This window comes from Collinsella aerofaciens ATCC 25986 (genome assembly GCF_010509075.1).
Lineage (GTDB): Bacteria > Actinomycetota > Coriobacteriia > Coriobacteriales > Coriobacteriaceae > Collinsella > Collinsella aerofaciens.
Genome location: NZ_CP048433.1, coordinates 1,858,136 through 1,871,271, shown reverse-complemented (window position 1 = coordinate 1,871,271; position 13,136 = coordinate 1,858,136). Strand labels below are relative to the sequence as shown.

The 13,136-nt window shown below is 66.2% G+C and carries 10 protein-coding genes; 2 read left to right on the top strand and 8 right to left on the bottom strand.

The genetic code is table 11. The annotated features are described in order from the left end of the window. The first annotated feature begins 377 nt into the window (after window positions 1-377). A complete protein-coding gene (locus GXM19_RS08440; RefSeq protein WP_225093533.1) occupies window positions 378-1,535 on the top strand; it encodes an IS110 family RNA-guided transposase in 1,158 nt (385 codons plus the stop codon). A gap of 113 nt (window positions 1,536-1,648) precedes the next feature. On the opposite strand, the gene GXM19_RS08435 is transcribed toward GXM19_RS08440, so the two are convergent. From GXM19_RS08435 to GXM19_RS08410, 5 genes are all read right to left on the bottom strand, one after another. Next, the gene (locus GXM19_RS08435; RefSeq protein ID WP_239057613.1) at window positions 1,649-2,137 is read right to left on the bottom strand and encodes a transposase; all 489 of its coding nucleotides are present in this window, start codon (window positions 2,135-2,137) and stop codon (window positions 1,649-1,651) included. A gap of 77 nt (window positions 2,138-2,214) precedes the next feature. Next, complete coding sequence (gene istB, locus GXM19_RS08430; protein WP_006234495.1) at window positions 2,215-2,988, bottom strand: IS21-like element helper ATPase IstB; 774 nt, start codon at window positions 2,986-2,988, stop codon at window positions 2,215-2,217. After that, the gene (istA, locus tag GXM19_RS08425; protein WP_006234496.1) at window positions 2,988-4,220 is read right to left on the bottom strand and encodes an IS21 family transposase; all 1,233 of its coding nucleotides are present in this window, start codon (window positions 4,218-4,220) and stop codon (window positions 2,988-2,990) included. The genes istB and istA overlap by 1 nt, the downstream gene beginning before the upstream one ends. 411 nt (window positions 4,221-4,631) lie before the next feature. Then, a protein-coding gene (locus GXM19_RS08420; RefSeq protein ID WP_370448105.1) for an IS3 family transposase occupies window positions 4,632-5,773 on the bottom strand; the annotation gives its coding sequence in 2 pieces (ribosomal slippage) (window positions 4,632-5,515 and window positions 5,515-5,773; 1,143 coding nt in all). Between the two features lie 44 nt (window positions 5,774-5,817). Continuing rightward, the gene (locus GXM19_RS08410) at window positions 5,818-6,243 is read right to left on the bottom strand and encodes an IS110 family transposase (RefSeq protein WP_239057612.1); all 426 of its coding nucleotides are present in this window, start codon (window positions 6,241-6,243) and stop codon (window positions 5,818-5,820) included. Window positions 6,244-6,583: 340 nt separating this feature from the next. On the opposite strand from GXM19_RS08410, the gene GXM19_RS08405 reads away from it, so the two are divergent. Beyond that, a complete protein-coding gene (locus GXM19_RS08405; RefSeq protein WP_115596155.1) occupies window positions 6,584-7,918 on the top strand; it encodes an IS256 family transposase in 1,335 nt (444 codons plus the stop codon). Window positions 7,919-8,346: 428 nt separating this feature from the next. Here the strand turns inward: GXM19_RS08405 and GXM19_RS08400 are convergent, their stop codons facing one another. From GXM19_RS08400 to GXM19_RS08390, 3 genes are all read right to left on the bottom strand, one after another. After that, entirely contained in the window at window positions 8,347-9,543 is a 1,197-nt protein-coding gene (locus GXM19_RS08400; protein ID WP_006235731.1) for an Nramp family divalent metal transporter, read from the bottom strand. A gap of 74 nt (window positions 9,544-9,617) precedes the next feature. Beyond that, window positions 9,618-11,462, bottom strand: coding sequence for a magnesium transporter (locus GXM19_RS08395; RefSeq protein ID WP_040359669.1), 1,845 nt, complete (start codon window positions 11,460-11,462; stop codon window positions 9,618-9,620). Window positions 11,463-11,798: 336 nt separating this feature from the next. Next, window positions 11,799-12,986: an IS110 family RNA-guided transposase gene (locus GXM19_RS08390; RefSeq protein WP_239057611.1), complete on the bottom strand. Its 1,188-nt coding sequence runs from the start codon at window positions 12,984-12,986 to the stop codon at window positions 11,799-11,801. Window positions 12,987-13,136: the final 150 nt, after the last annotated feature.

The following is a 13,136-nucleotide window of genomic DNA, read 5'->3' as shown; positions in this document are numbered from 1 at the left end:
CGTGTGGCGCCCTGGGCGCTCGCAGAAAAGGGACCTGAGGTTCGCCTCAACGGCTTCGGATCCAACCGCTTCCGGGGTGATCGGCTTATGTGCGGGGGACCGCCCCATTACAGTCTGAAGTGGGCCACCGATAAATTTCGATGGCGAGCATTCGGCGCATTGCCTACGATACGGGCAAGCCCCGAGGGGCCGCCGATCGGGCGCCTCCGGATGGCCGTCTGCCCCTGCCCCGTAGAGGGCCCGGGGGGTGTTGCCACCGGGGGCGCTCGCCGCTCCGGACGACTGATAGGAAACTGCCGGGCGCAAGCGCCACGGCCAGGTAATGTGGGTGTCGCAGGGAGGGGTTCCGATCGGCCTACCGATTGGAGGATAACACCGTGGCACCACCTAGAATGCCGGAAGCCGTCATCGGGCTCGATGTCGGGAAATTGTCCCATTGGGCATGCGTCGCGACCCGGGACGGCGAGATACTGCTGAGCGCCCCCGTCGCGAACAGGGAGGGCGATCTGGACTCGCTGTTCGGCCGCTTCCCCGACGCGCTCGTGGTCGTCGACCAGTCGCGCAACATAGGCGCCCTCGCGCTCGCCCGCGCCAAGGCGGCCGGGATGTCGGCGGCGTACCTGCCGGGACTCGCGGCACACGGGGCCGCCAGGCTCTTCGCCGGCGACGCCAAGACCGACGAGCGGGACGCAATGGTCATCGCGAAGACGGCGCTGGGCATCCCCGACGCACTCCTGCCGGTCGGGGATCCGGGCCCGACGGTCGCGGCGGCGAGGGCGCTGGCCGCCCAGAGAAACTTCCTGACCTGCGAAAACACCAGGAGCAAGAACCGGCTGCGCAGCATCCTGCTGGAATCGTGCCCCGCCTTCGAGGCGTTGGTCGACCTGTCCGACGGTCCCCAGCTGAGGCTCATGGCATCCCTCGGCGGGGCCTGGTCGGTGGCCGACGCCGGGCCCCGCAGGGCGGCGGCGCTCACGCGCGGGGCGGCGCGCGGCAAGATCGAGGCCCTCGTCCGCTCGACGGCCTCCTCGACAAGGCCGGACGCGGCGGCCATCGCCGCCGAGGACCGGGCGGTGAGGCTGCTCGCGCGCAGGATCTCCGAGAACTCGGCGGAGATCGATGTGATCACGGCGGAGATATCCGCCCTCCTCGAGGGCGACGATACCTACCGATGCCTCCTGACGGTGCCGGGGATCGGCCCCAAAACCGCTTCCGAGCTCGCGATCTCCATAGATATCGAAGACTTCCCAAGCCACGACAGGCTCGCGTCGTACTGCGGCCTGGCGCCGCGCAACCGCCAGTCGGGGACCTCGATCTCCTCGGTGACGGCATCGCGCCAAGGCAACAAGAGGCTGAAGAACCTGCTCATATTCTCGTGCAACTGCCTTACCCGGACAGAGGGAAGATGGGGCGATTACTACGCTAGGTGCCGAGAGCGGGGCATGCCGCACGGCAAGGCGCTCAAGGCGCTGGCACGAAAGAGGCTGAAGGTCATCTACGCGATCATGCGGGACAGGGTGCCCTACGCCGCCTAGTCGAAGCGCTCCGAACAGATTGGAGCCCATCGGCCGAAAGGCCTGGCGTTAGCATGTCGCGATTCAATCTCGAAAACAGCATTGCCCAGTTGACAAAACTATAGGAACACCCCCTACGCCTCCTCGGCCATGAGGCCGACCGCCCACACCCAGCAGGCGAGCTCGCGCGCCGTGGCGACGTTCGCCTTGTTGTTGTGGACCCCGCGCGCGAGCAGGGTCCCGCGCCTCTCGACCAGCCTCCGCACGCCCTTGGCGGCATGCCTGCGGGCGCCCGGGTCCGGGGCCTGGCCCCTGGCGGGCTCCTTCGGCCGCGCGGAGCACGTCAGGTAGTGCCACGCGGCCTCGACCAGCGCCTTTCTCAGGTGCTTGTTGCCCGCCTTGGTGATCGCGCCCCTGCGGTCGCTCTCCCCGCTGGAGTGCTCGGAGGGCGTCAGGCCGACCCATGCGGCGAACGACCGGGCATTCCTGAACCTCGAGAACTCGCCGGCCTCGAACACGAGGTCGGCGGCCGTCGCGGTGTCGACGCCCTTGAGGCAGCGCAGGGAGTCGACCCTCCTCCTCCACCTGGGCTTGCGGGTTGTTAGCGTCAATCTATTTTTCACCAGTTTCGCTAAACAGGCGTGCCGTTCGCGCAAAGGCGGTTTCACCGGTTGCGCTAACGTATTTTCACCGATTCCGGTCACGGCTTGACGGGACCGTCCCTCGGCAGGTCCTTCAGCCTGTAGGACCTGCCCGTTATCTTGACCAGGTGGCAGTGGTGGCACACCCTGTCCGCGATCGCGCTCGCCGCCACGTCGTCCCCGAACACCCTGCCCCAGCCGCTGATCCCCACGTTGGTGGTGATGATCGTCGAGCGCTGCTCGTAGCGCGTCGATATCAGCTGGAACAGCAGGTCCGCGCCCGCGCTACCGACGTCGAGGTAGCCGAGCTCGTCGATGATCAGCAGCCTCGAGTGGGCGTAGTACTTGAGCCTCTTCTTGAGGATGCCGCGCGACGAGGCGTCCTCCAGGTCCTCGACGAGCCGGGCGCAGTCCACGAACCTGACCTCGCGCCCCGCCCTGACCGCCTCGATGCCCAGCGCGACGGCGAGGTGCGTCTTGCCCACGCCGGGGCTCCCCACGAACAGGACGTTCTCGGCCCGCTCGACGAACCTCAGGGTCGCGAGCTCCTCGATCTCGGCGCGCGGGACCGACGGCTGGAAGTCCCAGTCGAAGTCCGCCAGCCCCTTGACGTAGGGGAACCCCGACGACCGTATGCGCTGGCTGGTAATCCTGACCTCCCGGGCGGCGACCTCGACGCGCGTCATCTCCTCGAGGGCGGAGGCGAAGCCCCGCTCGCCCGCGGCGACCATCCTCACGTAGTCGGGCAGGGACGCCGCCATCTCGTGCAGCCCGAGCGCGGAGAGGTTCGCCTGCGCCCTGATCGAGGGGCTACCCTCCGCGACGGCGCCCATCACGCCCCTCCGAGCGAGTCGAGCAGCGCGAGGTTGGCGCGCGCGGCCTCGGCGATGTCCGCGTCGGCCAGGCCGCGCTTCCCCTCGAGGGCCTGCCCATAGTGGTCGGGGTCGTAGTTGATGGGCCTCGACGGCCCGGACGCGGCGTCGTGGACGGCGACCTCCTCGCCGGCCATCCTCACCACGACCTGGCCGCCGGGCATCGCTATGACGCTCACGCGCCGGCCGATGCAGCGCCTGGGCACGGACCACTCCCTGCCGGCGGCCCTGACGAGCATGGTCGGCGGGACGGTCTGGACGCTCACGTCGCCCACCATCGACTCGAGGAGACGGAGGTTCCCGATGGGTCGCAGGCTCTCCTTCTCCCGCATGAACAGCGCGTCAGGCGGCAGGCCGGTGGTGCGGTTCGGCTCCGAGTTTGCCTGGGCCTCGATCCGGGCCACCGCCTCGGCGAGGCCGCTCCACCCGGTGAACTCGCCGCCGTAGGCGAGCAGGCGGTTCAGGAAGCGGTTGGCCGACTCGTCCTTGCCCTTGGTCTGCGGCGAGCGCGGCGCGCAGAGCCTGAGCTCGAAGCCGGCCTCCCGCGCGAACCGCCACGCCCTCTCCTGCCTGGTCCTCCTGCGGCCCGAGACGGTCACCAGGCACGACATGTTGTCCGTGATGCACTCCTCCGGGACGCCGCCGAGGCGGGTGAAGGTGGCGAGCAGGCAGGACAGCAGGTCGTCGAGCGTGCGGCTCCTGACCGGTATGAAGCGGTGCTTCCGGGAATAGCCGAGCGTCGCGGTGAACACGCTGAACTCGAAGACCTCGCCCTCCGAGTCGACGAGCCTCATGCCCTCCTTCCAGTCGAACTGCAGCTGCCTGCCCGGGGGCGTCTCGAACCGCGGGTGCGGCTCGCGGCCGCCCACACCCCCGAAGGGCACGTCGCGGCCCCGGCACCATGCGGTGAAGGCGCCGTACCCGGGCAGCCCCTCCCCGCGGCCCTCGCGCAGGAACGCGTACACGGCCATCTTGGTCATCCCGGGCAGCTGGGCCTTCGCGCGGATCACCTCCTCGAGCGGGTCGAAGGCGCTGCCCCTCGCGGACCTCCCGTCGGCGGCGGCCTCGCCCTCCCGCCAGTACTTGGCGACCGTGTGCCGGTCCATGCCGTGCCTCCTCGCGATCTCGCTGAAGTTCGGCTTCGCGCCGGACCCCCTGTAGACGTTCAGCTCTCCCATTACGTTTCGCTCCATATCCCGCTCCTCCCGGGTCGGATACCCGATCGGAGCATAGTTCCGTTAGCGCAGTTGGTGAAAGTACGTTAGCGGGGTCGGCGAAAGCGCGTTAGCGCATTCGGCGAGATGCGTTTGCGAAAGTGGTTAATTTTAGATTAGCGCTAACACGGGTCTCGGCCTCGACGAGCCCCTCGAGCCTCGCCTTGTCCTCCGCCGCCCGCCTGACCGCGTCGACGTAGTAGGCGAGCGCCTCGTTGTCGGCCCCCTCCGCGAACCTTATCGACTCGATCCAGGACCAGTGCGCCCGGGTCCAGTTGCCCTTCCTGCGGCCGGTGGGCGTCCTCTCGTCGAAGACGAGCCCGTGCCTGAGCAGGAACTTGGAGAGCCGCTGCTTCGAGCGCGAGAGGTCGTCCCTTGGATTGGCAACACCTATTTGGACGATTCCGGGAGGGACAGCCCCGCCTCCCTGAACTCGACCGGAGACATGTAGCCCAGCGTCGAGTGGATCCTGAAGTTGTTGTACCAGTGCACGTAGTCCGAGAGCTTGGCCCGGAGCTCGCGCGTCGTGCCGAACGTCTCGCGGTGGACGAGCTCGGCCTTCAGTATCCTGTTGGTCGACTCGTCGACGGCGTTGTCGTAGGGGCAGCCCTTGGCCGACAGCGACCTCTCAATGCCGAAGGCCTCGAGCATCAGGTCGATCTCGGCGTTGTCGAACTCGCTGCCGCGGTCCGTGTGGAAGACCTCGATGTCCGAGATGGGGAAGGAGAGCGTCGCGAACGCCGACTTGACCAGCCGGGCGTCCTTCCTGGGCCCGGCGGAGTGGCCGACGATCTCCCTGTTGTAGAGGTCGACGAGCAGGCAGACGTAGTTCCACGAGGCCCCGACGCGCACGTAGGTCAGGTCGCTGCATATATGGGTGCGCGGCGCCCTGCCGCCGAAGCCGCGCGCGACGACGTTGGGCACGTCGGCCTCGTTGACCGCCCCGGGGTGCACCTTGAACCTCTTCCTGCCGTATGCGCTGACCAGGCCGTTCTCCCTCATGATGCGGCAGACCCGGCGCCGGCTGACGGTGACGCCCGACCTCTCGAGCGACGCCTTTATCTTGCGCGAGCCGTACCGGCCCTTGCTGGCGGCGTGGGCCGCGACCACGGCCGGCGCGGCGGGGTCCGGCGCGGCGGGCCGGTCGGCCCGCGAGCGCATGGAGTAGTACGTCGACCTCGCGACGCCGAGGAGCCTGCACTGCGCTGATATGGGGTAGCGGCCCTCGTTGGCCGCTATGGCCCTCACTTTCGAGCGTATATCAGCGCCGCTTGTTTTAAGACGTCGACCTCCATCCGGAGCCTGCGGTTCTCGCGCTCGAGCTCCAGGATCCGGTTCTGCTCGGGCGTGCGGTTGCACGCGGCGCGCGGCGAGCCGGTCGCGTTTATCGACTTGATCCACCTCTCCACGGTGCTCTTGCCGAGGTCGTACTCGTCCATGATCTCGCGCTTGGGCTTGCCGGCGTTGTAGAGGTCGACTATCTGCCTCTTGAACTCGTCGGTGAAATGCCTCGGGTGCCTGGGGTCCCTCATATACGGCCCTCCCGTCTCCTGCGCCCCTCCCGGAACTGTCCACATCAGTGTAGCCAATCCACCCTCGCGTCCTCGAGCGCCCTGGTCAGGTCGCGGGCGGCCTCGCACTCGTCGTCGGGGACCCACACCTCGACCACGTTGCCGACCGACAGCATGCGGGCGAGGAACTCGGCGTCGTTGCGGTCGTTCTTCCTGCGCCTGTCCGCGCTGGGCTTGATCATCTTCGAGACGGCGCCGACCACGCAGTCGACCCCGAGGCCGGAGAGCCTCTTCTGCAGGTCGAACCCCGTGACCCCGGACTCGTACACGCACTTGGCCTTTGGGTCCACGGACCGCACCCACTCCGCGACTGCCCCGGCGTCGTAGCCGAAGGTCGCGCAGCGCACCTCCCCGGTCATGACGTCGAGGGAGACTGCCTTTATCGAGCGGGCGTGGACGTCGAGGCCGACGAAGGTGGTAGTATCGAGCATGGGAGCCCCTTCCATGAATGCGGCGTGGCCGCCGCGGCTGAATTAGACACTCACCATTGTCGGCCTAATCCGCGGTCTTTCATGCAGCAGGGGCTCTCAATGTTTTTATGTCCTGCTCATATCGTCTGTGCCGGTACCTAGGGACACTCCTGGCGCAGCCAATGAAGACCTCTACGGATGAATTCCAGGCCGCTCCGTCGCTCCAGACATCGTTTCCGCGCCTCGCGCCGGTAGCGCACAGAGATGTGGTGTAAGAGGCGGGGCATGCCCCGCCTCCGCCCTTTCTTGAAAGGGAGGGGACACCGCCTAGAATTCGTCGTTGGAGTAATGAAGGTGACGAATGGAAGGAAAGGCGATGCCCCAAGAAGAGAGTGTACTGCGCCTCGGCCGCGACGAGGCCCTCGAGGCGGCGAGGCTTTGGCAGGAGTGCGGCGACGCGCGCGAGTTCGCGTGCAGGGTGCTGGGCGGCGTGATGAACGCACTGATGGACTCCGAGGCCCAGCAGATGTGCGGCGCGAGCCGCAACGAGCGCAGCGACGGCAGGGAGAACAGCCGCAACGGCTACCGCCCCAGGTCGCTCAAGACCGCCGTGGGCGACGTGGAGCTCGAGATACCCAAGCTCAGGCACGGCACCTACTACCCCGAGGGCATGCTCGCGCGATGGTCGCGCGTCGACACCTCGGTGGCCGCCATCGTGCAGGAGATGTACGTGTGCGGCGTATCCACCCGCAAGGTCGAGCGCGTGGCGTCCAGGCTGGGCATATCCTCGCTGTCGAGCTCGGAGGTCTCGAGCCTCTGCTCCGACCTCGACGCCGAGGTGGCGGAGTTCCGCCGCCGCGACCTGTCGGGCACGCCGTGCTGCTACCTGTGGCTCGACGCCACCTACATGAGCTGCAGGGTCGGCTCGTCGGTCGTCTCGCAGGGCGTCGTGACCGCGATCGGGCTGGGCGCCGACGGGCGCAAGCACTTCCTGGGCTGCGACGTGGTCGACACCGAGAGCGAGGACTCCTGGGCGGCATTCCTCGGCGGGCTGCGCGAGCGCGGGCTGGCCGGCGTCCGCCTCGTGGTCTCCGACAGCCACGCCGGGCTCGTGGCCGCCGTCTCGCGCCTGTTCCAGGGCTGCGCCTGGCAGCGCTGCGTGACGCACCTGCAGCGCAACCTCCAGAGCGCCTGCTCGGGCAGGCCCGAGGACTCCAAGGCGGCCGTCAGGGACCTCGTGCACGCCGCGGTCTACCAGGACGACCCCGACCTCGCGCGCTGCGTGTGGGCCGAGGCGGCGCCCTGGGTGGCGTCGGTGTCCGCCAGGGCCGGCGAGGTCTTCGAGCAGGCCGAGGACTCCGCGCTGGCGTTCACGGCCTTCCCCAGGGCGCACTGGGCCAAGCTCCGCACCAACAACGTCCAGGAGCGCGCCAACCGCGAGATCAAGCGCCGCTACAGGGTCGTGCAGTCCTTCCCCTCGAGGGAGTCGATGCTGCGCCTGACGTGCGCGAGCCTCATGGAGACCGAGGGACAGTGGTCCCAGCAGCGCGTGTTCTCCGAGGCCTCGGCCGCCGAGGGCTTCGCCGAGCCCGCGGGCAGGCCGGCCCCGACGGAGGGGAGGCGCCGCGCGCTCGGGCGGCGCGCCAGGGAGATAGTGGACGAGATAGTCGAGAGGCGCGGTCTCAAGAAGGAGTAATATCGGGACTTGCAGCGACGGACCTCAGGACGCTCTTACACCACGTCTGCGCGCGCCACCCTCGCGCCTGCCCCAAACAATCAAAACAAGCCCTTTTCGCCGCACCCTCAAAGGTCTGTGGGCAAAAAAGGGCAAATATGAGTACTGTTACCATTTTAGTAGCAGGCAAAACCACCCAAAATGACGTCCGAGCGAACCCTACAACCCCCTAAGACAGCCAACCTGACTGGTTTAAGGCGTATTGGAGCCAATTTTAATGAACATACTATAGGTTATGTTTATTATCTTCTTGAATGTAAATGCTATTCACTTAGCAACAGTACTCATATTTGGCATTTATTGCCCACTGCCATATAACTAACACCCTATAGCAGACAAAAACAGGCCGTAGCCCATCGCTGCGGCCTGTTTGGAGTCCAAAAGAGGCGCTAAGCGCTGTAGCCCATCGCCTGCAGGACAAACATGACAACCGTGAGCACCGTAATCACGCCGATAGTCGCCCAAGTGAGCACGTTCCACACGCGGCCATTGCGGTTGGCACCCATGATGTGACGGTCGGCGGCGATAACCACCTGGAACACCAGAACCACGGGCAGTAGCACGCCATTGATGACCTGCGAGGTCATCATAATCTGGAACAGATCGACGCCGGGCATGAGCACCAACACGGCAGAAATGCCGATGATGGCCGTAATGATGCCGCGGTAAACCGGGGCCTCGTCCCAGCTGCGGTCGGCACCGCGCTCCCAGCCAAATGCCTCGCAGATAGCGCTCGACGTAACGCCCGGCAGCACGCAAGCAGCCAAGAAGCTCGCCGCGACCAGGCCCGAGGCAAACAGTACCGTGGACCACTGACCCGCAATAGGCTCCAGCGCACGGGCAGCATCGGCAGCATCGCTAATCTGAATGCCCGCCGGGAACAACACCGTACCGGTCGTGATGATAATAAAGCCGGCAATGACATCGGCGGCAAGCGAGCCGCTCACGGTGTCGATGCGCTGCAGCACGATATCGTCCTCGCCCGCGTTCTTATCGACCACGTTGTTCTGCGCCAAGAAAATCATCCACGGCGCGATGGTGGTACCGATCGTTGCAACCACGAGCGACACGTAGCTGGGGTCATTTTGAATGTTGGGCACGACCAGGTCGACCGCGACCTCACCCCAGTTGGGGCCAGCCATAAACGCGGCGACAATATAGGTCACGAACACGCAGCTCACCAGCAGCAGAATCTTCTCGATGCGCTGGAAACTACCCGACATGGTAAGCATCCACACCAGCAGCGCCACCAACGGCACCGAGATGCTCGCCGGCACGCCAAAGAGAGCAAGGCCGCTGGCGATACCCGCAAACTCCGAAATGGTCACGGCTGTGTTGGCGATCAACAGCGCCGCCATAGCAAGCACACTCTTGCGCACGCCAAAGCGCTCGCGAATGAGCGATGCCAGGCCCTTGCCCGTGACGCAGCCGCAGCGCGCCGCGGTCTCCTGCGTCACGATGAGCAGCACAGTCATGACGGGAAGCATCCAGAGCATCTTGTAGCCATAGCTGGCGCCCGCGCTGGAATACGTTGCAATGCCGCCGGCGTCATTGCCCGAAAGCGCCGCCAGCAGACCGGGACCCATAGCGCCAAAGATGGCCGCGATGGTCAACTTTTGCTTGGTGCCCGACTTTTGCTTGGTATTTTGCACGCGACCACCTAACCAATGACCGACATGGCGAGCAGCACCGCAGCGGCGCAGTACGCTACGCACGAGATCATGACGGCAATAACGTTCATGGCGGTGCCCGACGTGTTGAGGTCATGCTCGTCACGCCAGAACAGCACCATCAGGTAAATCACGGCACTCATGTTGCCAACCAGGCAAATGATGGCAGCGATATTAAAGCACCCGGTAAAGAGCTGCTCCTCAAACATGGGCGCATCGGGGAACGCAGCGGTGCGCACCAGTTGCGCGCACAGGTAGGTCACGAGCGAAAGGATCAGGCCCATGCCCGTGCTTTGGAAGAAGAATCCCAGGTACGGCTTGGGCTCGTCGTCGTGACCGTCGTACTCGAGGAAGTAGTTCTTGACGAACGACACCATGCGCGAGGCAGCCAGCAGCACGAGCGGCATGGCGCACATGGGGAACACCACCAGATGCGCGGAGCTCAGCGCAGTCCCCAGCACGGTCGCCATAATGCACGAAGCGATGCCCCACACGACGACCCAGTACTGACGATGCACAAACCAGCTGAGCACGTTCGTCGAGTCGTCCGACGCGCTATCGCCCGAGCCGACACCGGCGATCTGCAGGTCCTCCTGATGCTCCTCGGCGATAACGTCCATGGCGTCGTCGAAGGTCACGATGCCCAGGATATGACGGTTCTCGTCGCAAACAGGGATGGCAACCAGGTCGTACTTGGTCATCTCGTCCGTCACGTCTTCCTGGTCTTCGTCGGGTGACACGTAGACCAGATCGCGATAGGCGAGCTGGCCCAGCGTGGCGTCGCGGTCGGCCACGATCAGCGTGCGCAGCGAAAGCACGCCCGTCAGCATGCCGCTCGGATCCTCGGTATAGACGTAATAGACGCTCTCAAAGTCCTCGTCGAGTTTACGAATCGCCTCGATGGCATCACCGACTGTCGCCGTGGCGGGCAGCGAGACAAACTCCGAGGTCATGATACGGCCGGCGGTGTTGTCCTCATAGCCCAGCAGGTTACGAATCGCCTTCTCCTCCTTGACGCCCATCAGGCGCAGGAGCTTCTCGGCCTTCTCATAATCGAGCTCGTCGATCAGGTCGGCAGCGTCGTCCGGGTCCATCATGGCCAGCATCGACGATGCGTCGGTATCGGACAGGCCCTCGAGCATCTCGGTCATGAGCTCGTCGTCATCGAACTCCGAGATGGCCTCGGCGGCCTGTGCCGTGTCGAGCTGCGCGAACACCTGCGCGCGCAGGCGCGGGTCGAGCTGCTCGATGATGTCGGCGATGTCGGCAGGATGCAGCTCGCCAAGCGTCTTGTGCGACACCGAGAGCTGGATGTTCTTAGTCGAGCGATCGAGCAGGTCCATGTAAGACCAGGCGATAATGTCCTCGCTGAGCGGCTTGCCCAGGTGCTTCATAAAGCCCTCGACGACGTGCTCGAGCGCAGGGCTGATCGCGCGCAGCAGACCGCGGGCACCAACTTCGGCACCCAGCAGACGCAGCTGATTTTCGCCCGACATGGAAAACTTGATGTCGTTGACGCGCACGACCTTCATGCCCTGCGTGTCGACAATCTGCTTGTTAAGCACGTCGCGGGCGAGCAAGAGTTCGGTCGGCTGCAGGTACGAAAAACGGATTTCGGTGGCCGATGTCTTAAGGTGTACACCCGTCTCGTCGATACGGTCGACCCATTTGCGCCAGCTGATCATGAACGGCGTCTTGCCGGGCCCGCGGAACGCGAGCGACGTCACGTGCGGAAAAACTTCGCCGGTTGCAATGCCAAAATCGTTAACCACGCCGAGCTTTTCGCCGTCGACGTCCAAGACCGGCAATTTGAGCATCTCACTCAGATAATTCAATGGTGCTCCCCATCATTATTCCTGCGGACCGCGCGACCATGCCGGCACGCAATCCGTGGACTTTTAGATATGTATACGCATGCGCGGGCGGCACGCCGCTCGGCACTCACACCCCGTGCATGCGCAAAAAGCACCTGCATGGGGTCATCGACTGTATGGTCGAGGTTTGGATTTCACCTGTAACCTTTCTCTTGACCCTCATTAACCGCAGTAACTATAGCATCAGCATCGCCCTGCGGCATCGAATTTATGCGCTGCACATTGCAGGCATACCAAACGCTGACGTATCCGTGACATAGCCATTGGGTGTTCCTATAGTTTTGTCAACCGTCGGGGCTACTCCCGGTAGGGCACCCGGTCGCGCATCACGGCGTATATCGCCCTGAGCCGCTTCCTCGCGACGGCCTTGAGCGCCCGCCCGTGCCCCATGCCCCGCGCCCTGCAGGCCCGGTAGTACTCGCCGTAGCGCCCCGAGGACCTCACCAGGCTGTTGCACGAGAAGATCAGCAGGGACTTGAGCCTCGCGTCGCCGCGCCTGGACGCCCTGACCGACCTCACCGACGTGCCGGAGCTCCTCACCCTCGGGGCTATGCCGCAGTACGAGGCCAGGTGGTCGTGGTCCGGGAACCTCCCGATGTCGACCGACACCGCGAGCTGCGCCGCGGTCCTCGGGCCGATGCCGGGCACGGTGAGCAGACACGCGTAGGTCTCGTCGCCCTCGAGCAGCGCCGCCGTCTCGGCCTCGAGGGCCCCGGCCTCGTCGAGGGCCTCCGATATCCGGGCGGCCAGGAACCTGACCTGCCTGTTCTCGGCCTCGACGAGCGCCGGCGGGGGCGCGGTGGAGGCGGCCGCGGCCTCCCCGGCGGCCTCGGCCCGCGGGCCCTCGGCCCCGGAGCGGGCGATCCCCCACGCCCCGCCGAACCCGGCGAGCAGCTCCAGCCACCGCCGGTCCGACAGGTCGACCGCGGCCTCGAGGGCCGGGCAGGACTCGAGCAGCACCGCGCGCAGGCGGTTCTTGTCCCTGGTCGCGCAGGCGACGACGTGGTCGCGCTGCGACGAGAGGGCGCGGGCGGCCTCGAGGGCCTCGCCGCGGCCCGGGACCCCCGACAGGGAGTCCGGCACGCCCAGGGCGGTCCGCGCGATCACCGCGGCGTCGCGCTCGTCGGTCTTGGCCTCGCCGGCGAACAGGCCCGCGGCGCGGCTGGCGGCGAGCCCGGGCAGGTGGGCGACCCCGAGCCCCGCGGCGCGGGCCCGCCTCACGGCGAGGGACCCTATGTTGCGGAACTGGTCGACGACGACGAGCGTGCCGGCGGGCGCGGAGGCGAACAGCGCGTCGAGCTCGGCCTCCCTGTTGCGGACGGGGGCGCTGGCCAGCACCTCCCCGTCGCGGTCGATCAGGCAGGCCCAGTGCGACGACTTGCCGACGTCCAGGCCGAGCACGGCCGCGGGTCTGGTGGATGGCGCTTTCACGGTGGTATCCTTCCGGTAGTCGTTCGACCGGATGGCCTCCCCCTCGGCACTCACATTACCAGCCGCGGCGCCTGCCCGGCACTTTCCTATCAGCCGTCGGGGGCGGCGCGTCCCGCGCCGGCAGCACCCAACAGGCCCTCTCGGGGGCAGGGACGTTCGGCCGTGCGCGGGCGCCCGGTCGGCGGCCCGTTCTGGGCGCGCCTC

What these genes read in the sequence shown, in the direction of transcription:
- istA (WP_006234496.1), bottom strand. Translation starts at nt 4,220, where the DNA reads ATGGAGCGAAACGTAATGGGAGAGCTGAACGTCTACAGGGGGTCCGGC.
- GXM19_RS08405 (WP_115596155.1), top strand. Translation starts at nt 6,584, where the DNA reads ATGGAAGGAAAGGCGATGCCCCAAGAAGAGAGTGTACTGCGCCTCGGC.
- GXM19_RS08410 (WP_239057612.1), bottom strand. Translation starts at nt 6,243, where the DNA reads ATGCTCGATACTACCACCTTCGTCGGCCTCGACGTCCACGCCCGCTCG.
- GXM19_RS08400 (WP_006235731.1), bottom strand. Translation starts at nt 9,543, where the DNA reads ATGGGTCCCGGTCTGCTGGCGGCGCTTTCGGGCAATGACGCCGGCGGC.
- istB (WP_006234495.1), bottom strand. Translation starts at nt 2,988, where the DNA reads ATGGGCGCCGTCGCGGAGGGTAGCCCCTCGATCAGGGCGCAGGCGAAC.